This is a genomic window from Terrimesophilobacter mesophilus, assembly GCF_014200375.1.
GTDB lineage: Bacteria > Actinomycetota > Actinomycetes > Actinomycetales > Microbacteriaceae > Terrimesophilobacter > Terrimesophilobacter mesophilus.
Genome location: NZ_JACHBP010000001.1, coordinates 1,278,343 through 1,304,968, shown reverse-complemented (window position 1 = coordinate 1,304,968; position 26,626 = coordinate 1,278,343). Strand labels below are relative to the sequence as shown.

Genomic DNA, 26,626 nt, shown 5'->3' with positions numbered 1-26,626 from the left:
GTGGCGAGTCAGGACTGGTTCGACAAGGACTTCTACAAGGTCCTCGGAGTCTCCAAGGATGTCTCCCAGGCCGATTTGAAGAAGACCTATCGGAAGCTTGCGCGCAAGTACCATCCCGACTCCAACCCCGGCGACGCGAAGGCGGAGGCGAAATTCAAGGAGATCAGCGAGGCGAACGCCGTTCTCTCCGACCCGGAGCAGCGCAAAGAGTACGACCAGATGCGGGCGATGGGCTCCGGGATGCCGAGGTTCGCGGCCGGCGGCCAGAGTGGCGGCTTCGAGGACGTCTTCGGCGGGATGTTCGGCGCCGGCAACCAGCGGACCAGCTACCAGTCGAGCGGCTTCGAGGACATTTTCGGGAGCATGTTCGGCGGTGGTGGCTTCGGCCAGTCCTCCGGCGGTTTTCGCGGATCGGGCGGGCCGACGAAGGGCAGGGACATCACGGCATCCACGACCCTGGATTTCACCACCGCGATCAAGGGGGACACCGCTCGGCTCCAGTCCTCCGGCGGCAAGCCGATCAGCGTGCGCATCCCGGCCGGAGTGGCGGACGGCCAGAAGATCAGGCTCAAGGGCAAGGGCGAACCGAGTCTGGACGGCGGCGCACCCGGCGATCTCACCCTCACGGTGACCGTGCGGAAGCATCCGGTGTTCGAGCGCGACGGATTGAACCTCCGAGTGGACGTTCCCGTGACGTTCGCCGAGGCGACCCTGGGCGCGACGATCGAGGTCCCGACGCTCGACGGCGACCCGGTGAAACTGCGCATCGCCCCCGGCACTCCGAGCGGCCGCGTGCTGCGCGTCAAAGGGAGGGGCGTCACGACGGCGAAGGCATCCGGTGACCTCCTGGCCGAAGTCGTCGTCGCCGTGCCTGCACACCTCACCGCGGAGGCGAAGGAGCACCTGGAGAAGTTCGACAAGGCCATGCCGGCGGAGAATCCCCGCGCCGACCTGATCGCCAGAGCGAGGGGATGATGGACGAGAACTCGCCACTGTTCGCCATCGCGATGGCGGCCGAACTCACGGGCCTCCACCCGCAGACGCTACGGCAGTACGACCGGCTCGGCCTCGTGCGTCCGACGCGGACGGTCGGCCAGTCCCGTCGCTACTCGATGCGGGATGTCGCTCAGTTGCGTGAGATCGCCCGCCTCGGCGCAGAGGGTGTGAGCCTGGAGGGGATCCGACGCGTCCTCGAGCTGGAGAATCGCATCGCCGAACTCGAACTGAGGGTTCGGGAACTCGAGACCGCGCTCGCCGACGAACTGCTGACCCGCCCGGGGAGACGCGTGTTCGCGGCAGGGGAATCCGGCGATGTCGTCTCGCTTCGCGCGGGAACGCGCGCCCAGCGCAACAACCAGGTCGTCGTGTGGCGACCGTTCAAGAACTGATCCCGTAGCGACGGCGAACGGGAAATACGGACACTCGCAGGAAGTGCAGGGGTAGGACGATGGCAAACATGCAGGGAGCGCCGGCGAGCGGCGAGGAGCAGAAGACCGCGCTCGAACAGTACGGGGTGGACCTCACGGCGATCGCGGGCACGGGAAAACTCGACCCCGTCATCGGACGTGACGCGGAGATCCGGCGCGTGAGCCAGGTGCTGACCCGCCGGACGAAGAACAATCCGGTCCTCATCGGAGAGCCGGGCGTCGGGAAGACCGCTGTCGTCGAGGGCCTCGCCCAGCGCATCGTCGCCGGGGATGTCGCAGACTCGCTCAAGGGCAAGCGGCTCGTCTCCCTCGACCTGGCGGCCCTCGTCGCAGGCGCGAAGTATCGCGGCGAGTTCGAGGAGCGGCTCAAGGCCGTGCTCAAGGAGATCAACGACGCGGATGGCCAGATCATCACGTTCGTCGACGAGCTGCACACGCTCATGGGCGCCGGCGGAGGGGAAGGCTCTGTGGCCGCCGCGAACATGCTCAAGCCCATGCTCGCCCGTGGGGAACTGCGCCTCATCGGCGCGACGACGCTCGACGAGTACCGCGAATTCATCGAAAAGGATGCCGCGCTCGAGCGTCGGTTCCAGCAGGTCTACGTCGGCGAGCCGAGCGTCGAGGACACGATCGCCATCCTGCGCGGCCTCAAGGAACGGTACGAGGCGCATCACAAGGTGGCCATCGCCGACACGGCGCTCGTCGCGGCCGCCGCGCTCAGCAACCGCTACATCTCCGGTCGGCAACTCCCGGACAAGGCCATCGACCTCATCGACGAGGCCGCGAGCCGGTTGCGCATGGAGATCGACTCCGCGCCCGTGGAGATCGATGAACTCCGGAGGAGCGTCGACCGCCTGAAACTCGAAGAGCTCGCTCTCAAGAAGGAGAAGGATGACGCGAGCAAGGCACGGCTGCAGAAGCTGCGCGACGACCTCAAGGAGAAGAGCGCGTCCCTCGCCGACCTGCAGAATCGCTGGGAGCACGAGCGCGCATCCCTCAACCGCGTCGGTGAGCTGAAGGAGAAACTCGACACGCTGCGCATGCAGGCCGACCGGGCCCAGCGCGAAGGCAACCTCGAACTCGCCTCCCGGCTCCTCTACGGCGAGATCCCGGTCATCGAGCGGGAGCTCGCGGACGCTGAGAAGTCCGAGGAGGAGACCCCCCTCATGGTCAATGACCAGGTGAGCGCGGAGGATATCGCCGCGGTCATCGCCGCCTGGACCGGCATCCCGGTGGGAAGGCTGCTGCAGGGCGAGACCGAGAAGCTGCTCCACCTCGAGTCGGAACTCGCGAAACGCCTCGTCGGGCAGAAGCCGGCCGTGCGTGCCGTGGCGGATGCCGTCCGCCGCAGTCGTGCCGGCATCGCGGATCCTGCGCGGCCGACAGGGTCGTTCCTGTTCCTCGGGCCGACCGGCGTGGGCAAGACGGAACTCGCGAAGGCGCTCGCCGAGTTCCTGTTCGACGACGAGAAGGCCATGATCCGCATCGACATGAGCGAGTACGGAGAACGCCACTCCGTCGCGAGACTGCTCGGAGCTCCCCCCGGCTACATCGGTTTCGAGCAGGGAGGGCAACTCACCGAGGCCGTTCGACGGCGCCCATACTCTGTCGTGCTCATGGACGAGGTCGAGAAGGCGCATCCGGATGTCTTCGACGTGCTCCTGCAGGTTCTCGACGACGGCAGGCTCACGGACGGCCAGGGCCGCACCGTGGACTTCCGGAACGTCATCCTCATCCTCACCTCGAACCTCGGCAGCCAGTTCCTCGTGGACCCCGAGCTGGACTGGGAGCAGAAGGAGGAGGCCGTGCGCGGCATGGTCCGCCAGGCGTTCAAGCCGGAGTTCGTGAATCGGCTCGACGACATCGTGATCTTCTCGCCGCTCTCCGTCGACGACCTCAGCCAGATCGTGGAACTGTACGTCGACCGGCTGGAGAAGCGGCTGGCGGAGCGCAGGCTCGGCCTCGCGGTGACGCCGAATGCCAGGGCATGGCTGGCGGAGCGGGGATATGACCCGATCTACGGCGCCCGCCCGCTTCGGCGACTCATGCAGCACGAGATCGACGACCGGCTGGCGAACGCCCTCCTGGCCGGCACGATCCGGGACGGGGACACGGTACTCGTCGACCTGGATGCTGGCGCGGATGAATTGACAGTGCGGAGTAGTTGATAGCCTGAACGGCGATGACCGGTAACCGCCTTCGACAGCGCCCCCCGAAGGCGACCCACTTCCTGCCCCATGTGCAGGGGCTCCGCGCCATCGCGGTCATGCTGGTCGTGCTCTACCACGTCTGGCCCGGCCGTCTCTCCGGCGGCTACATCGGCGTCGACATCTTCTTCGTCATCTCCGGGTTCCTGATCACCGGCCAGCTTGCGCGCGAACTCGACCGTACCGGCCGGATTGCGCTGCCATCCTTCTGGGCGAAGCGCGCGCGGCGGCTCCTGCCTGCTGCGATCACGGTCCTCGTGTTCTGCTCGCTCGCCGTGCTCTTCCTCCTGCCGCTGTCGAGTCTCGTCTCCGAGGCGAGAGAGATTCTCGCGAGCACGTTCTACGTCGAGAACTGGCAGCTCGCCTTCAGCTCGGTCGACTACCTGGCCTCCCACGATGCGACGACGGTGCAGCACTACTGGTCGCTGTCGCTCGAGGAGCAGTTCTACATCGTGTGGCCGCTGCTCCTGCTGGGGGCGACCTGGCTCGGGGTCAGGTTCTTCGCGGCGAAGCGGTGGCTGCCGATGGTGGGTGTCGTCGTCGCGGTGAGCGTGGCGTCGCTCGCCGCATCCATCCTCTACACGGCCTCCAACCCCGCTGAGGCGTACTTCGTCACCTGGACGAGGTTCTGGGAGTTCGGTGCCGGAGCGATCCTGGCCCTGCTTCCGAAACTGAGGCCCAGGGGAGCATGGTGGCCGAACCTCATCGGCTATGCGGGCCTCGCGATGATCCTCGGCGCGGGCTGGTTCTTCAACCGGGACACGCCGTTCCCCGGCTACACCGCGCTGCTTCCCGTCATCGGGACCGCCATGGTCATCACGACCGATCGCGCGAAACACTGGTGGGATGTCGGCAGCGTCCTCGGAGGGCCGCCCCAGCGTTTCGTCGGCGACATCTCGTACTCGCTGTACCTGTGGCACTGGCCGCTCATCATCATCGCGCCGTACATTCCCGGCTGGGGACTCTCCGGTCTCAACCGCGTCGCCCTCATCGTCGTGTGCTTCCTGCTCGCCTGGCTCACGAAGAAGTACATCGAGGACCCGGTGCGGACCTGGAAGTTCTTCACCGTGCGGAAACCGCGGATCACCTATGCCGGGGTCATCGGGCTCATGGCGGTGTCGAGTCTCGTCATCGGGGCGGCCTGGGTCGTCAACCATCCGCGGTACGAGGCTGCTGCTGCGGAGCTTCAGCAGATCCGGGAGAACCCTCCGGAGTGCTTCGGTGCGCTGGCGGGCCCGGACTGTCAGAATCCCGAGCTCGCGGGCGCCATCATCCCGAGCCCCGGCTTCGGGAACGCGGACTCCCCCGGCCATACCGAGTGCTTCGTCCAGCTCAATGAATCGGCCGTGAAGTCCTGCCACTTCGGGTCGTCGTCGCCGGATGCGCCGCGCATCGCCCTTATCGGCGACAGCCACGCGTACCAGTACATCGAGACGCTCATCGCGCTGGCGGACCAGCGCGGGTGGTCGCTCACCACCTACCTCAAGGGTGCATGCCCGTGGACGACGGCGCCGGTGAGCGGTCCGAGCCCTGCCTTCACGGCATCCTGCACGGCGTGGCGGGCCAACCTTGCCGACGAGCTCGCGTCCGTGCCCGGATACGACGTCGTGTTCACGGCTGCGCTCGCGCACACGCCGTACACGGTGAGCGCAGCGAACCGCGACGCCGCACTGCGGGACGGGTTCGTCGACGCCTGGAAGCAGGCCGCCGGTGCCGCGATCGTGACGATCGTCGACAATCCGGACTTCGAGGAGGATCCGAACAAGTGCCTGCGCAACGCGCCGGCATCCTCGTGCACGGAGCCGAGGGCGAGCGTGCTGGATGCCGTCGACCCGCTCGCGCTCGCCGGCGCGGAGGGCGGGGCGACGGTGCTCGACTTCACCGACAAGTACTGTGACGAGACGGTGTGCTTCAGCGTCATCGGCGGGGCGAACGTCTACCGCGACCAGGACCACCTGACCCGCACCTTCGCCCTGACCCTCGGCTCCGCGATCGGCGATGCGATCGAGTCGCAGCTGCCCTGACCCGCCGCCCCGCCCCTTGCCTCCGTTGACTCGGGTCATTCTGCTGGTTGGGCGGCGTCCGCACCCACGAAATGACCCGAGTCAACGAGAGTGGCGCACGGTCGTGGGGCGCCGCCAGGTCGATCAGGCGGCGAGTTCGCGGCCGATGGCGTCGACGAATGCGTCGATGTCGGCCTCTGTCGTGTCGAAGGAGCACATCCAGCGCACCTCGCCCGTTGCCGCGCTCCAGTCGTAGAACCGGAACGACTCCCGCAGTCGGTCCGCAGCGCCCGGCGGCAGCACGGCGAACACCGCGTTCGACTCCGTGGCCTGGGAGAAAGACAGTCCGGTGACCGAGCCATCGGCGATGCGGTCCTCGAGGGAGCGGCGCAGGTGCGCGGCCATCGCATTGGAGTGGCTCGCGGAGCGCAGCCACAGGTCGTCCTCGAGCAGAGCGAGGAACTGGGCGGAGATGAACCGCATCTTGGAGGCCAGCTGCATGTTGAACTTGCGGAGGTAGATCAGGCCATCCACGGCATCCGGGTTCAGCACGACGATCGCCTCGCCGTAGAGCATGCCGTTCTTCGTGCCGCCGAAGCTCACGACGTCGATGCCGGCATCCGTCGTGAACTCCCGCAGGTCTGCGCCGAGCGCGGCGGCGGCGTTGGCGATGCGAGCGCCATCCATGTGCACGGTCATGCCCTTGCCGTGTGCGTGAGCGGTGATGGCCTTGAGTTCGTCGATCGAGTAGAGCGTTCCGAGTTCGGTCGTCTGCGTGATGCTCACCGCGAGCGGTTGGGCCCGGTGCTCGTCTCCCCACCCCCAGGCCTCCCGGTCGATGAGCTCTGGCGTGAGCTTGCCGTCTGGTGTCTCGACGGTGAGTAGTTTCAGCCCGCTCACCCGCTCTGGCGCACCGCCTTCATCCGAGTGGATGTGCGCCGTCTTCGACGAGACGACTGCACCCCAACGCGGCAGCATCGCGGTCAGTGCGGTGACATTCGCCCCCGTGCCGTTGAAGACCGGGAACACCTCTGAACGCTCACCGAAGAGCTCACGGATGCGCTCGTGCAGCCGCTCGGTGTAGACGTCTTCACCGTACGAGATCTGGTGCCCATCGTTCGCCTCGGCGATCGCCGCGAGGACCTCTGGGTGCGCGCCGGCGTAATTGTCGCTCGCGAATCCGCGGAGCTCGGGATCATGAAGTCGAGTCACTGACCCATTCTTGCACCGAGAGTCAGCGGGCGAGCGCCTCGGAGAGCTTCACGCGGGCGCCGGTGCGCAACAGAGCATTCGAGTAGATGCGCGCACCGATCGCGATGACGATGGCCGTTGACGCAAGCAGGATGACGAGGGAGAGGAGCGGCTCCCACCATGCGGCCGCGCCGAGGAAGATGCGCATCGGCATGCCGACCGGGGCGGAGAACGGCACGTAGGACATGATCGACAGCACAACGGGGTTGTCGTTGAAGGCGATCACGAGGATGTACGGGAGCATGACGAGCATCATGACCGGCGACGTGACGCTGCCGACATCCTCCTGGCGGGAGACGAGCGAGGCCGTCGCCGCATAGAGCGCCGCGATCATCACGAAACCGAACACGAAGAACACCACGAACCAGGCGATCGACGGACCGAAGCTCGCGAGCAGCTCTCCCTGGCCGGTCACGCTGAGGCCGAGCGCGGCAAGGGCGGCGATCGCGGCGATCTGTGCGAAGGCGAGCAGGCTGTTTCCGAGCACTTTGCCTGCCATGAGCGCGCGCACCGAGATCGTCGACATGAGAATTTCGACGATGCGCGTCTGCTTCTCCTCGACGACGCTCTGGGCGATGGTCGTTCCGAAGGTCATGGCGGACATGAAGAACACGATCCCGAATGCGATCGCCGCGAAATAGGCGAGGAGCGGATTCATCGCGTTCGGGTCGAGAAGATGTACGGTCGGGGGTGAGCTCAACGCGACTACGAGCTCCTGCGGCACAGAGTCCAGGGCGAGGATCTCGACGCCAGTCGGCGCATCGTCGGAGGGTACGAGTGCCGCTTCGACCGTTCCGTCATTCACCAGCTTCTTCGCAGCGTCGACGGAGTCGACCTTCGTGATCTTGAGATCGGGAAGCTGCTGGGCGACGGAGATCGCCGCGCCCGTGGCCGCCACGTTCATCTTCGGCGAGGCGCTGCTGAAGATTCCACCGGCAAGGACAGAGCCCAGCACGGCGAGCATGAGGATGCCGGTCGAGATGAGGAACGCCTTGCTGCGCAGCTTCATCCTGATCTCACGCTCCGCGACGAGCCAGGCGCTCGCAGCGAAACCGGGATTGTTGTAGCCGTTCACTGGATGACCTCCCGGAAGATCTGGGCGAGCGAGGGTTCCTGCGGTGCGAACCGGACGACCGGACCGCGATCGAGAGCGGCGCGCAGAACCGCCTGGGCGGCATCCGGCGCGGCGCTGAAGACGGTCCGGCCGCCGTCGATGCTCACGACCTCGACGGCTGCCGCGCCGCGAACCCACTCCGCGGAGCCCGACACGTGGAGCTCGTACCGCGATCCGCCGAACTCGGCTCGGAGCCTCTCGCGGGAACCGGATGCCCGGATGTCGCCGTCGGCGATGACGATGAGGTCGTCGCACAGCCGTTCCACGATGTCGAGCTGGTGCGAGGAGAACAGCACGGGGACACCGGCAGCCGCACGCTCCTTGAGAACGCCCTGGACGGTTTCGACCGCGATGGGATCGAGGCCGGAGAACGGCTCATCGAGGACGAGGATCTCCGGATCGTGCACGAGGGCCGCCGCGATCTGCGCGCGCTGCTGGTTGCCGAGCGAGAGCGCCTCGACCGCGGTGTCGGCGCGCTCCTCCAGGCCGAGTCGTTCGAGCAGCTGCATGGTGTTCTTCTGCGCAGCGGCGGGCGCGAGCCCGTGAAGACGGGCGAGGTAGATGATCTGCTCTGCGACCTTCATCTTGGGGTACAGCCCGCGCTCCTCCGGCATGTATCCGAACCGTCGGCGGTCGGCGTCGCCGAGGTCGGAGCCGTTGAGTGCGACACGACCGGAATCCGCGGAGAGCACCCCGAGGATGATCCGCATGGTCGTGGTCTTGCCCGCTCCGTTCGCGCCGACGAAGCCGGTCATCCGGCCCCCATCGACGGTGAAACTGACGTCGCGAAGCACCCTCTTCGCCCCGAAGGACCGGTTGACCTGTTCTACCTCAAGCACCCGTCAACCCTAAGCCACCGCGTTGACGGAGGTTGGGCCGGTCAGACGGAGGTGCCCGTGATGCCTGCCGTCGACTCGATGACCGCGGTCATCTTGCGGGAGAGCGCCTCGTAGAACATCGAGAGCGGGAACTCGTCGTCCATGACCGCGTTCGTGAGGTCCTTCGGGAGCCCGTCGAGCGGCAGGTCGCGCCTCGCCCACTTCGACGCCGGATGCGGTGCGAGCGTCGCGGAGACGAGGTCGTATGCTGCAAGCCAGTGCGCGACTTTCGGCCGGTCGATCGAGCGCCAGTACAGGTCGCCGATCGCGTCGCCGAGAGCGTTGACGACATCCGGAACCTCGTCCCAGTCGATGCTGAGGGTCGTGTCGGTCCAGTGCAGCACGTGGTGCTGGTGCATCCACGCGAAGAGCAGCTGCCCGCCGAGCCCGTCGTAGTTGCGCACCCGGCTGCCGGTGAGGGCGAACCGGAAGATGCGGTCGAAAATGACCGTGTACTGCACGAGCTGCGCGTGCTTGCGGGTCACGGCATCTGTGTCGTCGGAGCGCACGAGCTTCACCGATTCGCGGAACGCGGTCAGGTCGCAGCGCAGCTCCTCGAGCGAGTAGAGGAAGTACGGCATCCGCTGTTTGATCATGAACGGATCGAAAGGCAGGTCGCCACGCATGTGGGTTCGGTCGTGGATGAGGTCCCACATCACGAAGGTCTCCTCCGCGAGGTGCTGGTCCTCGAGGAGCTCTGCGGCATCGGCGGGCAGGTCGAGCCCGGTGATCTCGGATGCGGCCTTCACGACCCGGCGGAAGCGCGCGGCCTCCCGGTCGGCGAAGATCGCACCCCAGGTGAACTTGGGTGTTTCGCGCACCGCAACCGTCTCCGGGAAGAGCACTGCGGCGTTCGTGTCGTAGCCGGCCGTGAAGTCGAGGAAGCGGATCGGGACGAAGAGCTTGTTCGAGTACTCCCCCGCTTCGAGCTCCGCGACGAACTCGGGCCAGACGACCTCGATGAGCACGGCCTCGACGAGCCGGTCGTTGCTGCCGTTCTGCGTGTACATCGGGAAGACGACGAGGTGCCGGAGCCCGTTGACGCGGCTGCGCTCGGGGTGGAATGCGACGAGCGAGTCGTAGAAGTCCGGTACGCCGAAGCCCTCGCTCGCCCAGCGGTCGAAGTCGGCCACGAGCGCCACGAGGTACTCGTCGTCGTGCGGGAACAGCGGAGCGAGCTCGGCGATGGCCGACGTGATCGCGGCGACGAGTCTGCGAGCCTTCGCATGGTCGGCGGCCTTCGGGATGCTGCCATCCTGAACCTGCAGCGGGCGGATGTCGGTGGCCGCCGCCTTGAGGGCGAGCCAGGTTGCGCTCGTGGCGACGTCCGCCACGTCTTCGACGACCTCGGGCTCCCCAATGATGGACTTCTCGTTCGTGATCTGTGACATGGTTCAACCTCCTGTCGTCGTCGTGGTCGGATGATGCGGCACCTCAAGGTTAACGGAGGGATCGTGAGGTTTGGTTGTGAGATCCTGCGGAAAGTTGCGCGCCAGCCGGCTGTTCAGAGATTGTGCTCGTCGAGCCACGCCAGGAGCACCCGCTCGAACTCGGCCGGCTGCTCGACGCTCGGGAGGTGCGCGGAGTCGGGGAACCGGCATCCGTCGGCGCCCGGGATCGTGGACAGCAGGTACTCGTACTGGGCGAGCGTCGGTGACAGGTCGTGGTCGCCCACCATCACGAGCGCGGGGACCGCGATGTCGACGACGCGATCGTACGCTGGCGGCTCGAGCGGGATCGTGGTCGGTTTCTCGGTCGTGTGCCGCACATTGGCGGCATTCAGCTCGTACGCGGTGGCCACGAAGCTCGGGTCGAGGTCCTGCGCCGACCGCAGGGGGCCGAAATCCCAGAGCTCGGCCTCGCGACGAGCGAGCTGTTCCCAGTCCTTCGCTTCGAACAGGGCGTCGAGCTCGTCGAACAATTCGTCTTCGCGCTCGGTGAGCTCGACTTCGGGGAAACCGCTCGGGCCGGACCCGATCGTCACGATCCCGGCGACGCGATCCGGATGCTCGATCGCGAGATCGATCCCGATGGACCCGCCGCGCGAGCACCCGATCACCGTCGCCCGGGCGACTCCGAGATGGTCGAGCAGCGCGATGGCGTCCTCACGGTTCGAGAAGGGGACGTCCTCGGTCTCGGTCTCACCGTAACCGCGCGTGTCGAAGCGGATCACGAGGTGTCGTGAGGCGAGCGCCGGCACCTGCGGGTCCCACATCCGGAGGTTGGCTATCCCCGCGTGGATGAGGAGCACCGCCGGGGAGGAGATGTGGCCGTCGGTCTCGTAGTAGAGCCGTGCGCCGGAGACCTCGAGATGCGGCATGACCCCAAGCTACTCGTGGTCGAGGGGAATCCGGATGCTTCGAATCGCCTGCATGGCATCGTGCGCGAGGGCGGTGTCCCGCGTGCGTGCCGCGTTGAGGAGTGTGGACTGGGCCCGACTGAGCGCCTCGAAGTCGATGGATTCCGGCAGGTGCAGGCTGCCGAGGCGAACGATGTGAACGACGGAGGTGATGGCGCGGCGAAGCGCATCATTGCTCGTGAGTGCCGTGAGCCGGCTGAAGAATGTGAAGTTCGTCGTCGCGATGTCCTGCATGCGCAGTTTCGCGACCGCCTCCTGGAAGTCCTCATGGTCCTTCGTCATCGCGTCGACGACATCCGGCGTGACGAGCGGTATCGCCTCATCGAGAAGGGCACCGAACAGCGCGCCCCACACGACCATCGCCTCCGCGGTCTCGCGGGGGCTCACGACGGCAACCCGTGTGAACCGACTCGCCGATGCCTCGACGACTCCGATTTCCCTCAGCCGCTGGAGCGCCTCCCGTACCGGCGTGCGGGAGACGCCGAACTCCTCAGCGAGGGACGTGTCGCTGATGCGCTCTCCCGGCAGCAGCCGACCCTGGTGGATGGAGTCCAGGATGCGTTCGAAGACGGTGGTGACGACTTTGCTCGTCGCGATCCCGGCGTCGAACCTGGCGTGGATGGGACGAATCGGACGGTCGGGCTCTGGCATCCCAGCCATTGTACGGAACGAAGGGTCGGAATCTCAGAAGATCATCGGTCTGTCGAGATCGTCGTCGTCTCCCGCGGCGAGGTCGACGCTGACCGGCACGTGGTCGCTCGGTGCGTCGCCCTTGCGCTCGTCGCGGTGGATGTGCGCGGCCGTGACGGAATCGGCGAACGTCGGGCTGCCGAGGATGAAGTCGATCCGCATGCCCTCATTCCGCGGGAATCGCAGCTGCTTGTAGTCCCAGAACGTGTATCCGGTGGGGACGAGCGGGCGCACGACGTCGATCAGTCCGGCGTCGAGGAACGCGGAGAACGCGGCGCGCTCGGGCGGCGAGATGTGGGTGGAGAGGCCGGGCACGAAGCTCGGATCGCCCATGTCCTCGTCGGTCGGCGCGACGTTCCAGTCGCCCATGAGGGCCAGAGGGGATCCCGGGTTCGCCGCCATCCATCGCGTGGTCTCCTCTCGCAGGCGAGCGAGCCAGTCCAGTTTGTAGGCGAGGTGGGGGTCGTCGAGCCCACGGCCGTTCGGCACGTAGAGGCTCCACATCCGGATGCCGTCCACGGTGATGCCGAGCGCGCGCGCTTCGAGCGGCTGGTCCGGCCCCTCAGCACCTTTCAGGAAGCCGGGTTGCCCCGCAAAGGCGGTTTCGACATCCGTCATGGGGAGGCGACTCGCGAACGCGACGCCGTTCCACTGGTTCAGGCCGTGTGCGATGACGTCGTACCCGGCCGCCTCGAACTCGTCGAGAGGAAACTGTTCCGGCTTGCACTTGATCTCCTGCATGCCGAGCACGTCGACGTCCTCGCGCACGAGCCAGTCGACGACGCGGCCGGCCCGCGCCCGAATCGAGTTCACATTCCAGGTCGCGAGGCGCATACTCAAACGCTACCCGTTCCGGTCACACCACCTTCGGAATGATGAATAGAGTTGACTGCGTGAACGACGCCCGCCGCCAGCTCATCGACTTCATCGTGTCGGATGCCGTGTTTCGGGGCGACTTCACACTCGCGAGCGGCCTCAAGGCGAACTTCTATGTCGACCTGCGGAGGGTGAGCCTGGATCACCGCGTCGCCCCCCTCATCGGCTCCGTCATGCTCGACCTCATCGCTCCCGTCGGCGACGTGTCGGCCGTCGGCGGCATGACGATGGGCGCGGATCCGATCGCCGCCGCCATCCTGCACCAGGGCGCTGCCAGAGGGCGTGCGTACGACGCGTTCGTCGTGCGCAAGGAGCCGAAAGATCACGGCAGGGGCCGCCAGGTCGAGGGTCCGGATGTCGCGGGCAGGCGCGTCATCGTCGTGGAGGACACGTCCACGACAGGAGGGTCACCGCTTTCCGCGATCGCCGCCCTCGAGAAGGTCGGTGCCGAGATCGCCGCCGTCGCCGTCGTGGTGGATCGAGACACGGGGGCGAAGGAGAAGATCGAGGCTGCCGGATACCCGTACCTGGCGGCTTTGGGCCTGGCCGACCTCGGTCTGGCCGATGCGAGCAGCGCTGACCGGAGCGCAGGATCATGACCGACGAGCGCGACAACCCTGGTACCGACGACGACGGGCTGGATGCCTGGCTCGCCGCGAACTTTCCGCCCAGGCGGGAGGAGCCGCCTGCGCCCCCACCGCCGACCACCCCGCTGCCGCCGGAACCGACCGTGCCGGAACCGACCGTGCCGGAACCGACCGTGCCCTATGTCCCCGGCCACGCGATCCCTGACGGACCGGTGTTTCCGCCGATGGCGGAGGAGCTCGGCGGAATGCCGCCGGCACCGGAGTTCCCGCCTCCCCCGACCGAGGCGTTCGCAGCGGACGCCGGCACATCCGGCATCGATTCGCTGTTCGGCGAGAACCGGTTCATCGATTACGAGGAGGAGCCGGGGAACTCCGAGAATCCGTTCCTGCGGGCACGGACAACCGTTGCGGCGGATGTCGACGTCGCATCGAGCGCCGACGGGATACCGAAGTCCCAGAAAGTCCTGATCTGGATCGCGGGTTCGCTCGTGGCGGTGCTCGCACTGCTCGCGCTCTTCCTGGTCGGGACGAAACTGCCCGACCTGCTCGGACCGGCGCCGGCCGTCGTCGAGACGCCATCGACGACGCCGACACCGACCGCGACCGCCACGCCGGTCGGCCCGGTGGCCGTCGGAGTGCACCGATGGAACGAGCTCCTGGGCGGCGAATGCCTGAGCCCCTACGTCGGACCGTGGGAGAACGAGTACACGGTCGTCGACTGCGAGGCTCCGCATCCGGCGCAACTCGTCACTCGAGGGACTTTCGACACAGAGGACGGCGTCGTGCTGGCCTACCCCGGGATGGACGCGCTCCAGTCACAGGTCAACCTCCTGTGCACGTCGCCCAAGGTGGTCGACTACAAGGCGGCGGGCAAGTACACCGACATCCAGTTCGATGCGAGCTATGCGGTTTCGGCCGAAGAGTGGAACACCGGCAACCGCGACTACTACTGCTTCATCTCCCGCTCGACGGGTGGAGACATCGAGGGGTCCCTTGCGGTGCCGCCGCCCGCTTCGACCCCTGCGCCGTCCCCGAGTCCCTAGCGAGACGGAAGACTCCTCAGCGCGGACGCTGCGAACTCGATCGCCTCCGGCATCGGCATTCCGAGCTCCCCGATACGCGCGGCGTATTCCGCCGCCGCCTCCTGAGCCTGCCGCCGGGTCGGGTCTCCGTGGCTCGAGACGAACGATCCGTGGCGTCCCCGGGTTTCGATGACGCCGCCGGCCTCGAGTTCACGGTATGCGCGGGCGACAGTGTTCGGTGCGAGGCTCAGTTCCTCGGCGAGGCGACGGACCGTCGGAAGACGGGTGCCCGGTGCGAGCTCGCCACTCGAGACGAGTGAGCGGAGCTGGCCGCGCAGCTGCTCGAACAGGGGGACGGCCGAATTCAGATCGATGGAGATGTTCATGGTGATGTGCCGGGAGCGATGGGCTGGTTCGAGAACTCGAACATGTCACCATTGTAGCAATACAAGCCGGGTCGATCAACACGGTGTCCGACATCCGGATGGGCAGCTCGCCGGTGCCCACGGCCACGCTGATTTCCCCTAGGGTGGTCCGAGATCACACCACACTGCTTCCCAGGGGAACCAGTCGACCCCAGGGAGAGACATGGCCGCATCGACAACGCGCAAGCGCATCCTCATCGGAGTCATTTCCGCAGCGGTCGCCCTCGCGACCGCATTCGGCGTCTATCTTGCGCTCGGCGCCTTCCTCCCCAACAACTCGACGGACGACCTCATCGCGAAGACGGTGCAGGAGATGAAGGACACGAACCAGTTCCCCGCGCAGATCGACGAGATCACGAGACTCGATGACGTGACCGCCGAACCGTCAGCAGTCCACTACCACTACACGATCACCGATACCGACCCCGCGGATGTGTCGGAGCAGGCGCTCAAGGACTCCGTTCTGCTCCAGCTGTGCTCCACGGAGGAGACCAGGCGGATCCTCGACCGCGACATCCAGATGAAGTACTCCTACGACTTCGACGGGTTCGACGACAGCTACCACCTCGAGTTCTCCAAGTCCGACTGCTAGGACAGAACCGAGCGCGCGTTAGTCGGAGTACACCCGCCGGCCGCCGACGAACGTCTGGAGTACGCGCGTCTCACCGATCTCGTCCACCGGATGCACGAACGGATCGCGATCGAGCACGGCGAGATCCGCCAGTCTGCCGACCGCGATCGTCCCGCACTCGTCGAGATGGTTGACGTAGGCCGAGCCGGCCGTGTACGCGGCGATGGATGTCCCCAGGTCGATCGCCTGCTCGGGAAGGAACTCCTCGTATTCGCCCTCGGAGTATGCCGGAGCCGACTTCCGATTGACGGCCACGTGGATGGCGGCGAGCGGATCGGGGGTGCTCACCGACCAGTCGCTTCCGGCCGCGAGAGTGGCGCCGCTGCGCAACAGGTCGCCGAACGGGTACTGCCACGAGCTGCGCGGTTCGCCCAGGAACGGGAGCGTGAGTTCCACCATCTGCGGTTCGAGGGCTGCCCACAGCGACTGCATGTTCGCCGTGACACCCAGTTCGCGGAACCGGTGGATGTCCTCCGGGTGAACGACCTGGATGTGGGCGATGTGGTGGCGGTGGTCGTTGCGGCCGTTCGCGGCGATCGCGGCCTGGACCGCATCCAGGCTCTCCCGCACGGCACGGTCCCCGATCGCGTGGAAGTGCAGCTGGAATCCGAGCGCGTCGAGTGCGGGCGCAGCTTCGGCCAGCACTTCCGGTGGCACGAAGGAGATGCCGTCGTTGATCGTCGGATGCCCGTGCCCGTCGAGATACGGATCGATCATGGCGGCCGTGAAGTTCTCGGCTACGCCGTCCTGCATGATCTTGATGCTCGTCGCCGCGAAACCGCCGTGGCTGTACGCCTCGCGCTTGGCGACGAGCTCGGGGATCTGTTCGACCCCGCGAGCGCGATCCCACCAGATCGCGCCGACCACGCGGCCGGTGAGCAGCCCCTGTTCGCTCGCGGTGCGGTAGGCGGGGCCGGCGTCTCCGGCGTCCCCGTAGAAACCGATGATGGCATCCTGCCACCCGGTGATGCCGAACGAGTGGAGGTAGGACTGGCCCACCTGCAGCGCCTCGACGAGCGTGGCGTCCTCCGTGCGCGGAAGGAGGTGGTTGACGAGCGCCATCGCGCCTTCGTGAAGTGTCCCGGACGGGTTGCCGTCGGCGTCCCTCTCGATGCGGCCATCGGCCGGATCCGGCGTGTCCTTCGTGACACCGGCGAGCTCGAGCGCACGCGAGTTCACCCAGGCGCCATGCCCATCCCGGTTCGGCAGGAAGGCCGGACGATCGGGTACGACGGTGTCGAGGTCGCGCGCGAGCGGAGTGCCCCCGGGGAACCCGCTCATCGACCAGCCGCCGCCGAGAACCCACTCGAGTTCCGGATGCGCGGCAGCGTACTCGCCGATGCGGGCCAGGTAGTCCGTGCGCGTGAGCAGACTGCCGAGGTCGCAGCGCAACATGTCGAGCCCGCCCCAGACCGGATGAACGTGGACGTCCTGGAAGCCGGGGACGAGCATCCGCCCGCCCAGGTCGACGACCTCCGTCTTCGGCCCGATGAGCTCGCGGACCTCGTCGTGTCCGACCGCGACGATCCGTTCCCCGCTCACGGCGACGGCGGTCGCGGTCGATCGGACGGCATCCGACGTGAACACTGTTCCGCCGGCGAGGACCGTGTCAGCGTATGTCATGTTTCATCCCTTGTGTGATGGTCCCGGTCAGGACCCGGCCATGGTTCTGGCGATCTGGGTCGCGGAGTCTCCCGAACGCTTCAGCACCCACGCGACAAGCACGAGCGCGAGAAGCGTGAGGATGAGCATGAGCGTCGACACGGAGGCGATCTCCGGTCTCAGCCCGCTGCGCACAGCGCTCAGGACATAGACGGGCCACGGCGTCGTGCCCGACACGGACACGAACGACGAGATGATCGTGTTGTCGAGACTGAGCGTGAACGAGAGCAGTCCGCCGGCGAGCACGGCCGGCATCGCGAGCGGAAGAGTGATGCGCCAGAACGTCCGCAGAGGCGGCGCGTAGAGGTCCGCGGATGCCTCCTCGAGGCTCTCGCTGATCCCCACGAGCCTGGCCCGCACGATGTAACTGACGACGGCGATCGAGAAGAGCGAGTTGCCGACGATGAGGCGGAAGATCCCGTCGTTGAAGATCGTCAACCCGAGGTCCTGTCCGAGGAACACCACCCAGGGCAGGAGGGACACGGCATCCACGATCTCGGGGGTGACCGTGACGAGCACGAGCACGGCGAGGAACCAGCCGACCCACTTCCCCGGCCGCCGTGCCATGGCCACACCGGCGAGCGTTCCGATCGCCGTGGCGAAGAGCGCCGAGAGCACGCCGGAACGGATCGACACCGAGACGGCGTTCTGGATGGCGGGCTTGTTCAGGATGGTGAGGAACGGGTCGAGGCCGAATCCGTCGAACGCGATGAGGAGGCGCCCGGTGTTGAACGAGTACACGAGGATGACGAGGATCGGCGCGAACAGGAACAGAAGGACAGCGATGCCCCAGATCATGAACAGTCGGTCGGAGACCGAGCGTCGCGCCTTTGCCGGCACCGCGGGGGACGACGGGTCCTGAGCCGTCCTCTCGAGCGCGATGCGCCGCGTTTCGGTGTCGCTCACGCGTCGGCCCCCAGTCTCAGTCGGTAGTGGGATCGGAACGGCAGCGACGCGAGCCAGATCACGAGTCCGAGGATCGCGGCGCTGAGCAGAATCGTGAGGATGAGAACGACGGCCATGGCGGATCCAAGCGCCCAGTTCTGCGCGGTCTGGAACTGCGCGGCCACCATCTGTCCCGCCATGTTGCCCTTCGCACCGCCCAGCACGGTCGCGGTGATGTAGTCGCCCATGAGTGGGATGTAGACGAGGAGCAGCCCAGCGATGATGCCGGGCCTCGCGAGCGGGATCGTCACCCTGAGGAAGGTCTGCAGGCGTCCGGCCCCGAGATCCTTGGACGCTTCGCGCAGCGGCTCGCCGACGCGGTCGAACGCCACGAACAGCGGCAGGATCATGAGCGGCAGGTAGTTGTAGACCACGCCGATGAGGACGGCCGTGCGGGAATAGAGGATCTCGAGCGGTCCGTCGATGAGCCCCAGCCCCTGGAGGCCCTGCGACAGCCATCCCTGCGGCGACAGGATGATCTGCCAGCCGATCGTGCGGACGAGGAAGTTCGTCCAGAACGGGATCATGATCGCGGCGATGAGGAGGCCGCGCCGCGCCACCGGAACCTTGACGGCCATCCAATATGCGACCGGCATCCCGATGATGAGGCACAGCACCGTGCCGGCGACACCCACCCACAGCGTGTTCGCGAAGGTCGTGAAGAACGTCGGGGAGAGGGCCTCCGCGTAGCGGTCGAGCGAGAGGATGTCGTTGGCGTGCGTGCCGAAGATCCCCGGTTTGTATCCGAAGCTGTACCAGATGATGAGCGCGACGGGTGCCGCGAAGAATGCCAAAAGCCACACCCACGCAGGGAGCGCGAGTGTGGCTTTCGGCAGACGCAGTCTAGGCACCCGCAGCGGCCTTCATCTTGTTCCAGATCTCGACGACACGGTCCTGGTTCTCGTTCAGCTCGCCGTTCTTCATGGTCGCGAGCTGGTCGGGGGTGAAGAACACCATGTCGAGCATCTCGAGACCCTCGGCCTCCGCGGCCTTCTCGATTCCGGCGGCACCCGTGTGGTAGCCGATGTAGTCGAGCTGGACGAGCTGGGTCTCCGGCACCATCGTGTAGTTGATGAACGCGTGGGCCGCCTCAGGGTTCTTGGCGCCCATCGCGATCGACCAGTTGTCCATCCAGAGCTCGGTTGCCGGTGCGCCCAGACGCCAGGCCCAACGATCCGGCTCTCCGCCGTTCATGATTCCGAGGCGCGCGTCCCCATTCCACACCTGCATGAGCACCTGGGTGCCTTCGGGGATCGCGGTACCGCCCGGGTAGGAGTCGAACGCGGCGATGTGCGGGGACAGCGTGTTGACGAGGTAGTCCTCCGCCGCGTCCAGGTCTTCCTTCTTCGTGGTGTTCCAGTCGATGCCGTTCGCCCAGAAGTACATGCCGGTGAGTTCCGCAGGGTCGTCGAGCACGGAGGTCTTGCCGCTCGCCTCGTTCTGGGCTGCATCCAGGAAGTCGTTCCAGGTCGTCAGGTCCCGCGTGATGATGTTCTTGTCGTAGACGAAGCCGGTCGTTCCCCACGCCTTGCAGACCGAGTACTTGTTCTCCGGGTCCCACTCCTGCTTGAGGAAGGCGGGGTCCATGTACTTGAGGTTCGGCAGCAGGTCGTGATTGAGCTCGACGACGAGGCCGTTCTTCGCCAGCTGCGGCACGAACACGCCGGTCGGGACGACGATGTCATACCCGCTCGTGCCCTTCGCGGCGATGAGCTTGGAGATCATCTCCTCGTTGGAGCCGTACGAACCGAAGGTGACCTTCGGGCCGAGGGTGTCCGTGAAGCTCTCCACGACGCCCGGGTCGTCGTAGTCGCCCCACGAGTAGATGTTCAGGTTGGCTTCGAGCGGTCCACCCGATGCGACGAGGCCGGCACCGGGCTGGGCGCCGCCGCCGGGGGTGCAGGCGGCGAGGGTGGCGACGGATGCTGCTGCGGCGGAGAAGGCGAGGAAGTTCCTGCGGGAGAGCTCCCGCTTGATGGTGGGGATCGCCTGCCTCGGTGCAAGGATCCGGATCGGCTCGTCAGTCATGATGTCACTCCTTCTGGTTGGCTGTGCTCTGGTGCGGTCGAATCGGCGGGAAAGAACTGGACGCTGTCCGGCGAGAACGACACGGTCGCCCGGTCGCCTTCGAACAGTCGCGGTGCACTCGGCGTCGGCAGCCGGGACTGGATGGAGATGTCGTTCCCCAGGTCGACCAGGAACTGCACGGTCTCCCCGAGGTGGGAGGTGCTGAGCACCGTCCCGTCGAAACGATTCGCGGTCCTCGCTGATGTCGTTTCCGCCGCCGTGAGCTCGACGAACTCCGGCCGCACTGCGGCGACGATCGCGTCACCGCGGGAGACAGCCGGGTTCGTGCTCGATGTCGACACCGTCCCGATCGCCGCGTCAGCGGTCGCCGCGGTCGCTGCGGTCGCGTGGATGAAGTTCTGCTGGCCGATGAAGCCGGCGACGTAGGAGTTCACGGGGGCGCCGTAGATGGTGTCGGCATCCGCGAGCTGTTCGATGCGGCCGTCGCGCATGATCGCGATCCGGTCGCTCATCGAGAGTGCTTCGTGCTGGTCGTGGGTGACGAAGATGAACGAGATGCCGACGCGGGACTGGAGCAGCTTGAGCTCGAGCTGCATCTCCTCGCGCAGCTGTCGGTCGAGCGCGCCGAGCGGCTCGTCGAGCAGAAGCACTGACGGCCGGTTCACGAGCGCTCGCGCGAGCGCGATGCGCTGCTGTTGCCCTCCCGAGAGCTGCTGCGGCTTGCGGTCGGCGAAGCTGCGCATCCGCACCATGTCGAGTGCGTCGGCGACCCGCGTGCGAATCTCCGACTTGGGCGTCTTCGTCTGCTGCAGGCCGTATGCGACGTTTTCGGCGATCGTGAGGTGCGGGAACAGCGCGTAGGCCTGGAAGACGGTGTTCACGTTGCGCTTGTACGGCGGAATGCCGAGGACGTCCTGGCCGGAGATGCGGATGGAGCCGGCATCCGGTTGTTCGAAACCGGCGAGCATCCTCAGGGTCGTCGTCTTGCCGCAGCCGGACGGACCCAGCAGGGAGAGGAACTCTCCCGGTTCGACCCGGAGGTCGATGGAGTCGACCGCGATCGCCGTGCCGAAGCGCTTGGTGACGGACTCGAGGACGACCGTTCCCTTTGGCTCATCCCGGTCTCGCGTGCTCGCCGCAGAGTTCGATCCGGTCCGGTCATCGGTCACAGTGGTCACGTCGTAGTGTCCCTTTCGGCTCAACTCCCCGAAGTACGAGTCCTTGGCAGTCAATCGGATATTCGTCCTGATCGCAACGATATTCGCCGAGAACGGGACCAATTCGATACGGAATCAGCGGTCGATAGAGGATTTCACCATTCATTTCGCTGTGGACAGCGGTTCACGAATTCCGAGGTGCCGGCGGTAGTCTGCCGTGGTGAACCTGTGGTGGCGGACCCTGCTGAGCTTCCTGACTCCCGTACGGAAGGATGCAAGGCCCTTCGACGTCATCTCGACGCGTTTCCGGGTCCTTCCGACCGATCTGGATTTCTACGGCCACATGAACAACGGCCGGTATCTCTCCATCTCCGACATCGGTCGATTCGACCTGCTGCAGCGGAGCGGCCTCTGGCCGGAGCTCCGCAAACGAGGGTGGTATCCGGTGGTCGCGAGTTCCACCATCTCCTATCGGACGTCGCTGCAGCCGTGGCAGAGGTTCACACTCGAGAGTCGCTTCCTGGGCGTGGACGGCCGCGACGTCTATCTGGAACAACGATTCGTCGCGAAGGGTGAGATCGCCGCGCGATTGTACGTTCGCGGACGCTTTCTGGCGAAGTCGGGCGGCCACGCCCCCATGGATGGGCTCGTGGCACTGCTCGGCGACGCTCCTCTGCCGAATGCGCTTCCAGCGTGGTTGCTCCAGTGGGGAGCGGATTCCGCTCTGCCGTCGTCGAAGTCGCCCGCGCCGAGCGTGTGGGATTGACGGTCCCCCGCTCGGGCCGGGGTCACTCTTCCGGTGCGTGCTGCTCGAGGAACGCGTAGACCTCGGTGCGGTCCACTCCGGTGAACGACTCGGATGGTACCGCGGCGAGCAGTGAGGACTGCAGCCGCGGGCTCGGGAATGTCTGCCCGGCCCAGCGGTCGGCGAGGCCCTGCGGCGGGCGGCGGCAGCACGCGGGATCCGGGCATCCGGATGTCTTACGGTGCGCCGTATCGCGACCGCGGAACCACTTGACATGGGCGAACGGGGTTCCGACGCTCACCGAGTAGTCGCCGCGCGAGGTCGACTGGATGCTCGACGAGCACCAGTAGGTGCCGTTCGGCTTGTCGGTGTACTGGTTGTACGGGCTGAACCGGTCGGCGATGTCGAACACCTGTCGTGCGCTCCACTGCCGGCAGACGAGCTGTCCCTCGACGGCGCCGAGCACATCCGTTGGGAACTGAGCATCGTCGTTCTCGTAGGCCTTGAGGATCGTGCCGGTCTCGTGTGTCTTGAGGAAGTGCACCGGGATGCCGAGGTGCTGCGTCGCGAGATTCGTGAAGCGGTGGCCGGCCGTCTCGTAGGTGACGGCGTAGGCGTCCCGCAGGTCTTCGACCGAGAGCTCACGTCGGTCGCGCGCCTGGAGAAGGAACGGGACCGCGTCGTCCTCGGGGATCATGAGCGCGGCGGCGAGGTAGTTCGTCTCGACACGCTGCAGCAGGAACTGGTCGTAGTCCGCCGGCTCCTTCGCTCCGAGCACCTGGCCGGCGAGCGCGCGCAGGAGTGCGCCACGCGGGTCGCCGCCGCGGCTCACCGGCAGGTAGATGCGGTGGTGGGCGAGATCGCTCACCGATCTGGTCGAATCGGGCAGGTCGGGAACATAGTGCAGCGTGAAACCGAGGTGGGCGGCGAGATCGGATGCGGTGCGCTGGGAGAGCGGCCCCCCGGCGTGCCCGACCGCAGCCAGCAGCCTGCGCGCTTCGGCCTCGAGCTCGGGGAAGTAGTTGTTCTGTCGCCGCATCCGCCTGCGTAGTTCGGTGTTCGCGCGACGGGCGTCCTCCGGCGTCGCCGCGCGCTCGCGGTGCAGGCGCTCGAGCTCGGAGTGCAACGCGAGGATGACGTCGATCGCCTCGTCGCCGAGACTCTTGCGCACCGGCACCGGAGCGATGTCGAGCGCGGAGAACAGCGGGCCGGACTGTGCGCGCGTGAGTGCGATCTCGCGCGCTGCCCGCGGAGAGGGCGGCTCGGCGCTCAGGAGCTCGGCAAGGGGCACGGAGAGCGCCTTCGCCACGGTCTGCAGGTCGCTCACCCTGGGCTCGCGCTTGCCGTTCTCGAGCACGCTCACCTGGGATGCCGCGCGGCCGATCGCGGCACCGAGGTCGTCGAGGGTCATCCCGCGCTGGTTGCGCAGGCTCCGGATGCGCCTGCCGATCGTGAGTGCGTCGAGCATCTCCTCATCGTGGGGGATCGGCGGGTGCTGCAGTGTCATCCGACCAGCCTCGCAGAAGTGGTTCTTCTGCGAAAGAGAAGAACGGCAAAACTTCTGTGCTTCCATCTGCGGAAGACGGGTTGATGTTGCCCGAGAGTGGGATCCACAGAGGCACAGTGCGGGCGCACAGTGCAGAAACACAGGAGGCATCCATGAGCACCCACACCGACAGCGACGAACGGCGACCCGGCGACCAGAGCCAGACCGCGGCGCAGCTCGAGACCGAGTGGAAGACGAACGCGCGGTGGAGCGGCATCGCCCGCGACTACTCAGCCGAGGACGTCATCGAACTTCGTGGCTCGGTGCGCGAGGAGCGCACACTGGCCCGCCGCGGTGCCGAGAACCTGTGGCGGCTCATCAACGAGGACGGCGAGTGGGTGCGAGCCCTCGGCGCGCTCACCGGCAACCAGGCGGTGCAGCAGGTTCGGGCGGGGCTGAAGGCCATCTACCTGTCCGGCTGGCAGGTCGCCGCCGACGCGAACCTGGCCGGCCAGACCTACCCCGACCAGAGCCTGTATCCGGCGAACTCGGTCCCGGCCGTCGTGCGCCGCATCAACAACGCGCTCCTGCGCGCGAGCCAGGTCGAGGGTACACCGCTCCCTGAAACCGAAGGCATCGACTGGCTCGCCCCCATCGTCGCGGATGCCGAGGCCGGCTTCGGCGGCCCGCTCAACGCCTACGAACTCATGCACTCGATGATCGAGGCCGGAGCCGCGGGTGTGCACTGGGAGGACCAGCTGGCTTCCGAGAAGAAGTGCGGGCACATGGGAGGCAAGGTGCTCGTGCCGACCGGCCAGCACATCCGCACCCTCAATGCCGCCCGTCTCGCGGCCGACGTCGCCGGCGTGCCGACGATCGTCATCGCCCGGACCGACGCGCTCGCCGCGACCCTCATCACGAGCGACATCGACGAGCGCGACCGCCCGTTCATCGACGGCGAGCGCACGGCGGAGGGCTTCTACCAGACCGCGCCCGGCATCGAGACGGTGCTCGCCCGCGGCCACGCCTACGCTCCGTACGCGGACCTGCTCTGGGTGGAGTCGTCCGAGCCGGACCTCGCGCTCGCGCGCACCTTCGCCGAGAGCATCCACCGCGAGTTCCCCGGCAAGAAGCTCGCCTACAACTGCTCGCCGTCCTTCAACTGGAAGAGCCACCTCGACGACGACACGATCGCCAGGTTCCAGCGTGAGCTCGCCGCCATGGGCTACGCGTTCCAGTTCATCACCCTCGCCGGATTCCACGCGCTCAACCACTCGATGTTCGAGCTCGCACGCGGCTACCAGGACCGCCAGATGAGCGCCTACGTCGAACTCCAGGAGGCCGAGTTCGCCTCCGAGGCGAACGGATACACCGCCACCCGCCACCAGCGCGAGGTCGGTACCGGCTACTTCGATCGCGTGGCGACGGTACTCAACCCCGGCAGCCAGACGCTCGCCCTCGTCGGCTCCACCGAGACCGCCCAGTTCTGAAGTCAGGAGAGAAGACCATCATGACCGGCATCCGCATCGACGGCCCGATCCGGGACCGCTACGACGACATCCTCACGCTCGAGGCGCTCGCCTTTCTCACCGAGCTGCACGACCGCTTCGCCGGTCGACGCCACGACGCACTCGCGGCGCGCATGCGCGTGCGCTACGACCTCGGCAACGGCCGCAACCTGCGTTTTCTGCCGGAGACCGCGGATGTCCGGGCCGACCCGGACTGGCGCGTCGCGGGAGCGGGCCCCGGCCTGGCCGACCGCAGGGTCGAGATCACCGGTCCGACCGACCGCAAGATGGCGATCAACGCGCTCAACTCCGGGGCGAACGTGTGGCTCGCCGACCAGGAGGACGCGACGAGCCCCACCTGGGCGAACGTCATCGAGGGGCAGCTCACACTGTTCGACGCGATCCGCGGACGGCTCGAGTACACGAGCGAGGACGGCCGCGAGTACCGCGTCACCGGCGAGACGCCGACGATCGTGCTGCGCCCCCGCGGCTGGCACCTCGTCGAGAAGCACCTGAGCCACATCGATCGGGCCGGCCGCAGCATGCCGGCATCCGGTTCGCTCGTGGATTTCGGCCTGTACGTCTTCCACAACGCCGCCGAGCTCATCGCGCAGGGTCGCGGCCCGTACTTCTACCTGCCGAAGATCGAGAGCCACGGCGAGGCGAGACTCTGGGACGACGTGTTCTCCTTCTCCGAGGAACGGCTCGGCCTCCCGCACGGCACGATCCGCACGACGGTGCTCATCGAGACGATCGGCGCGGCCTTCGAGATGGAGGAGATCCTCTACGAACTGCGTGACCACTGCGCGGGGCTCAACGCCGGTCGCTGGGACTACATCTTCAGCATCATCAAGAACTACCGCGGTCGCGGGCAGAGCTTCGTTCTGCCCGACCGCAACGAGATCACGATGACGGTGCCGTTCATGCGCGCATACACGGACCTGCTCGTGAGCACCTGCCACCGCCGCGGCGCCCACGCGATCGGCGGCATGAGCGCGTTCATCCCGAACCGCCGAAACCCGGGAGTGACGACGAGGGCGATCGAGAAGGTGACCGCGGACAAACGCCGGGAGGCCGCCGATGGATTCGATGGCACCTGGGTCGCGCATCCGGATCTCATCGACACGGCCCGCGCCGAGTTCGACGCGGTGCTGGGCGGCGGGCCGAACCAGCTCGGCCGACTCCGCGACGACGTGCGCGTCACGGCGGACCAGCTGTTGGACATCCGCTCGGTCAACGGCGCCATCACTTACGCAGGAGTGTGCGGGAACGTCTCGGTGGCGGTGCGCTACATCGAGTCGTGGTTGCGGGGCGTCGGCGCGGCGGCCATCGACGATCTCATGGAGGACGCCGCGACCGCCGAGATCAGCCGGTCGCAGGTGTGGCAGTGGATCCACCAGGACGTCGTGACGCAGGAGGGCACGCAGGTCACGCGCGAGTTCGTCGAGGGGCTCCTGGACGACCTGCTTCTCCGGCTGCCGCGCACGACGGACGACCGTTTCGACGACGCGGCAGAGGTCTTCCGCGAGGTCGCGCTGCGGGAGGAGTACCCGACCTTCCTCACGCTGTGCGCCTACTCGCGCTACCTCGTCGAGCAGCCGGAGGCCGTCGTCGCCTGACGGCAA

General features: G+C 66.9%; 24 protein-coding genes. 10 read left to right on the top strand and 14 right to left on the bottom strand.

Annotation, left to right across the window (positions count from 1 at the left end):
• The 4 genes from BKA04_RS06475 to BKA04_RS06460 are packed head-to-tail and all read left to right on the top strand — an operon-like array spanning position 1 to position 5,658.
• Positions 1-975 (top strand): DnaJ C-terminal domain-containing protein, encoded by a 975-nt coding sequence (locus tag BKA04_RS06475; RefSeq protein ID WP_104095680.1) that lies wholly within the window; start codon positions 1-3, stop codon positions 973-975.
• On the top strand, positions 975-1,388 hold the full coding sequence (locus BKA04_RS06470) for a heat shock protein transcriptional repressor HspR (protein WP_104096670.1): 414 nt from the start codon (positions 975-977) through the stop codon (positions 1,386-1,388). Before BKA04_RS06475 ends, BKA04_RS06470 begins: the two co-directional genes overlap by 1 nt.
• A gap of 59 nt (positions 1,389-1,447) precedes the next feature.
• On the top strand, positions 1,448-3,595 hold the full coding sequence (locus BKA04_RS06465) for an ATP-dependent Clp protease ATP-binding subunit (RefSeq protein ID WP_104095679.1): 2,148 nt from the start codon (positions 1,448-1,450) through the stop codon (positions 3,593-3,595).
• Positions 3,596-3,609: 14 nt separating this feature from the next.
• Complete coding sequence (locus BKA04_RS06460; RefSeq protein WP_104095678.1) at positions 3,610-5,658, top strand: acyltransferase family protein; 2,049 nt, start codon at positions 3,610-3,612, stop codon at positions 5,656-5,658.
• A gap of 123 nt (positions 5,659-5,781) precedes the next feature.
• Here the strand turns inward: BKA04_RS06460 and BKA04_RS06455 are convergent, their stop codons facing one another.
• From BKA04_RS06455 to BKA04_RS06425, 7 genes are all read right to left on the bottom strand, one after another.
• Complete coding sequence (locus tag BKA04_RS06455; protein WP_104095677.1) at positions 5,782-6,849, bottom strand: threonine aldolase family protein; 1,068 nt, start codon at positions 6,847-6,849, stop codon at positions 5,782-5,784.
• 22 nt (positions 6,850-6,871) lie between these two features.
• Complete coding sequence (locus BKA04_RS06450; RefSeq protein ID WP_104096669.1) at positions 6,872-7,897, bottom strand: ABC transporter permease; 1,026 nt, start codon at positions 7,895-7,897, stop codon at positions 6,872-6,874.
• Positions 7,898-7,959: 62 nt separating this feature from the next.
• Positions 7,960-8,841, bottom strand: coding sequence for an ABC transporter ATP-binding protein (locus BKA04_RS06445; protein WP_104095676.1), 882 nt, complete (start codon positions 8,839-8,841; stop codon positions 7,960-7,962).
• Between the two features lie 41 nt (positions 8,842-8,882).
• Positions 8,883-10,271, bottom strand: a complete 1,389-nt coding sequence (locus BKA04_RS06440) for a DUF6421 family protein (protein WP_104095675.1) — start codon at positions 10,269-10,271, stop codon at positions 8,883-8,885.
• A 113-nt stretch (positions 10,272-10,384) separates the two neighbouring features.
• The gene (locus BKA04_RS06435) at positions 10,385-11,200 is read right to left on the bottom strand and encodes an alpha/beta fold hydrolase (RefSeq protein ID WP_104095674.1); all 816 of its coding nucleotides are present in this window, start codon (positions 11,198-11,200) and stop codon (positions 10,385-10,387) included.
• A 9-nt stretch (positions 11,201-11,209) separates the two neighbouring features.
• Positions 11,210-11,890: a GntR family transcriptional regulator gene (locus BKA04_RS06430; protein WP_104095673.1), complete on the bottom strand. Its 681-nt coding sequence runs from the start codon at positions 11,888-11,890 to the stop codon at positions 11,210-11,212.
• 33 nt (positions 11,891-11,923) lie between these two features.
• Complete coding sequence (locus BKA04_RS06425; protein ID WP_104095672.1) at positions 11,924-12,763, bottom strand: exodeoxyribonuclease III; 840 nt, start codon at positions 12,761-12,763, stop codon at positions 11,924-11,926.
• A gap of 59 nt (positions 12,764-12,822) precedes the next feature.
• On the opposite strand from BKA04_RS06425, the gene pyrE reads away from it, so the two are divergent.
• Both pyrE and BKA04_RS06415 read left to right on the top strand, forming a co-directional pair.
• Positions 12,823-13,404 (top strand): orotate phosphoribosyltransferase, encoded by a 582-nt coding sequence (pyrE, locus tag BKA04_RS06420; RefSeq protein ID WP_198413299.1) that lies wholly within the window; start codon positions 12,823-12,825, stop codon positions 13,402-13,404.
• A complete protein-coding gene (locus BKA04_RS06415; RefSeq protein ID WP_104095670.1) occupies positions 13,401-14,435 on the top strand; it encodes a hypothetical protein in 1,035 nt (344 codons plus the stop codon). The genes pyrE and BKA04_RS06415 overlap by 4 nt, the downstream gene beginning before the upstream one ends.
• Here the strand turns inward: BKA04_RS06415 and BKA04_RS06410 are convergent.
• Positions 14,432-14,800: a GntR family transcriptional regulator gene (locus BKA04_RS06410; RefSeq protein ID WP_104095669.1), complete on the bottom strand. Its 369-nt coding sequence runs from the start codon at positions 14,798-14,800 to the stop codon at positions 14,432-14,434. The two genes, BKA04_RS06415 and BKA04_RS06410, sit on opposite strands and share 4 nt — an antisense overlap.
• Before the next feature lie 202 nt (positions 14,801-15,002).
• On the opposite strand from BKA04_RS06410, the gene BKA04_RS06405 reads away from it, so the two are divergent.
• Positions 15,003-15,431 carry a hypothetical protein gene (locus BKA04_RS06405; RefSeq protein WP_104095668.1) on the top strand — a complete coding sequence of 143 codons (429 nt, stop codon included), beginning with the start codon at positions 15,003-15,005 and terminating at the stop codon, positions 15,429-15,431.
• Between the two features lie 18 nt (positions 15,432-15,449).
• Here the strand turns inward: BKA04_RS06405 and BKA04_RS06400 are convergent, their stop codons facing one another.
• The 5 genes from BKA04_RS06400 to BKA04_RS06380 are packed head-to-tail and all read right to left on the bottom strand — an operon-like array spanning position 15,450 to position 21,283.
• Entirely contained in the window at positions 15,450-17,093 is a 1,644-nt protein-coding gene (locus BKA04_RS06400) for an amidohydrolase (protein WP_104095667.1), read from the bottom strand.
• Positions 17,094-17,120: 27 nt separating this feature from the next.
• Positions 17,121-18,038 carry an ABC transporter permease gene (locus tag BKA04_RS06395; RefSeq protein WP_325052429.1) on the bottom strand — a complete coding sequence of 306 codons (918 nt, stop codon included), beginning with the start codon at positions 18,036-18,038 and terminating at the stop codon, positions 17,121-17,123.
• The gene (locus BKA04_RS06390; RefSeq protein ID WP_104095666.1) at positions 18,035-18,928 is read right to left on the bottom strand and encodes an ABC transporter permease; all 894 of its coding nucleotides are present in this window, start codon (positions 18,926-18,928) and stop codon (positions 18,035-18,037) included. Before BKA04_RS06390 ends, BKA04_RS06395 begins: the two co-directional genes overlap by 4 nt.
• Complete coding sequence (locus BKA04_RS06385; protein ID WP_174719820.1) at positions 18,921-20,105, bottom strand: polyamine ABC transporter substrate-binding protein; 1,185 nt, start codon at positions 20,103-20,105, stop codon at positions 18,921-18,923. The genes BKA04_RS06390 and BKA04_RS06385 overlap by 8 nt, the downstream gene beginning before the upstream one ends.
• A complete protein-coding gene (locus tag BKA04_RS06380) occupies positions 20,102-21,283 on the bottom strand; it encodes an ABC transporter ATP-binding protein (RefSeq protein WP_104096667.1) in 1,182 nt (393 codons plus the stop codon). The genes BKA04_RS06385 and BKA04_RS06380 overlap by 4 nt, the downstream gene beginning before the upstream one ends.
• A 199-nt stretch (positions 21,284-21,482) precedes the next feature.
• Between BKA04_RS06380 and BKA04_RS06375 the strand changes: the two genes are divergently transcribed.
• Entirely contained in the window at positions 21,483-22,028 is a 546-nt protein-coding gene (locus tag BKA04_RS06375) for an acyl-CoA thioesterase (RefSeq protein WP_232841988.1), read from the top strand.
• A 22-nt stretch (positions 22,029-22,050) separates the two neighbouring features.
• Here the strand turns inward: BKA04_RS06375 and BKA04_RS06370 are convergent, their stop codons facing one another.
• Complete coding sequence (locus tag BKA04_RS06370; RefSeq protein ID WP_104095663.1) at positions 22,051-23,514, bottom strand: helix-turn-helix transcriptional regulator; 1,464 nt, start codon at positions 23,512-23,514, stop codon at positions 22,051-22,053.
• 152 nt (positions 23,515-23,666) lie between these two features.
• Between BKA04_RS06370 and aceA the strand changes: the two genes are divergently transcribed.
• Complete coding sequence (aceA, locus tag BKA04_RS06365; protein WP_104095662.1) at positions 23,667-24,983, top strand: isocitrate lyase; 1,317 nt, start codon at positions 23,667-23,669, stop codon at positions 24,981-24,983.
• A gap of 20 nt (positions 24,984-25,003) precedes the next feature.
• Complete coding sequence (aceB, locus tag BKA04_RS06360) at positions 25,004-26,620, top strand: malate synthase A (RefSeq protein ID WP_104095661.1); 1,617 nt, start codon at positions 25,004-25,006, stop codon at positions 26,618-26,620.
• Positions 26,621-26,626: the final 6 nt, after the last annotated feature.

Excerpts from the sequence above, each read along its gene's own strand:
- BKA04_RS06470 (WP_104096670.1), top strand. The coding sequence starts at position 975 with ATGGACGAGAACTCGCCACTGTTCGCCATCGCGATGGCGGCCGAACTC.
- BKA04_RS06465 (WP_104095679.1), top strand. The coding sequence starts at position 1,448 with ATGGCAAACATGCAGGGAGCGCCGGCGAGCGGCGAGGAGCAGAAGACC.
- BKA04_RS06460 (WP_104095678.1), top strand. The coding sequence starts at position 3,610 with ATGACCGGTAACCGCCTTCGACAGCGCCCCCCGAAGGCGACCCACTTC.
- BKA04_RS06450 (WP_104096669.1), bottom strand. The coding sequence starts at position 7,897 with ATGAAGCTGCGCAGCAAGGCGTTCCTCATCTCGACCGGCATCCTCATG.
- BKA04_RS06440 (WP_104095675.1), bottom strand. The coding sequence starts at position 10,271 with ATGTCACAGATCACGAACGAGAAGTCCATCATTGGGGAGCCCGAGGTC.
- BKA04_RS06435 (WP_104095674.1), bottom strand. The coding sequence starts at position 11,200 with ATGCCGCATCTCGAGGTCTCCGGCGCACGGCTCTACTACGAGACCGAC.
- BKA04_RS06430 (WP_104095673.1), bottom strand. The coding sequence starts at position 11,890 with ATGCCAGAGCCCGACCGTCCGATTCGTCCCATCCACGCCAGGTTCGAC.
- BKA04_RS06425 (WP_104095672.1), bottom strand. The coding sequence starts at position 12,763 with ATGCGCCTCGCGACCTGGAATGTGAACTCGATTCGGGCGCGGGCCGGC.
- BKA04_RS06415 (WP_104095670.1), top strand. The coding sequence starts at position 13,401 with ATGACCGACGAGCGCGACAACCCTGGTACCGACGACGACGGGCTGGAT.
- BKA04_RS06410 (WP_104095669.1), bottom strand. The coding sequence starts at position 14,800 with ATGAACATCTCCATCGATCTGAATTCGGCCGTCCCCCTGTTCGAGCAG.
- BKA04_RS06405 (WP_104095668.1), top strand. The coding sequence starts at position 15,003 with ATGGCCGCATCGACAACGCGCAAGCGCATCCTCATCGGAGTCATTTCC.
- BKA04_RS06400 (WP_104095667.1), bottom strand. The coding sequence starts at position 17,093 with ATGACATACGCTGACACGGTCCTCGCCGGCGGAACAGTGTTCACGTCG.
- BKA04_RS06385 (WP_174719820.1), bottom strand. The coding sequence starts at position 20,105 with ATGACTGACGAGCCGATCCGGATCCTTGCACCGAGGCAGGCGATCCCC.
- BKA04_RS06370 (WP_104095663.1), bottom strand. The coding sequence starts at position 23,514 with ATGACACTGCAGCACCCGCCGATCCCCCACGATGAGGAGATGCTCGAC.
- aceA (WP_104095662.1), top strand. The coding sequence starts at position 23,667 with ATGAGCACCCACACCGACAGCGACGAACGGCGACCCGGCGACCAGAGC.
- aceB (WP_104095661.1), top strand. The coding sequence starts at position 25,004 with ATGACCGGCATCCGCATCGACGGCCCGATCCGGGACCGCTACGACGAC.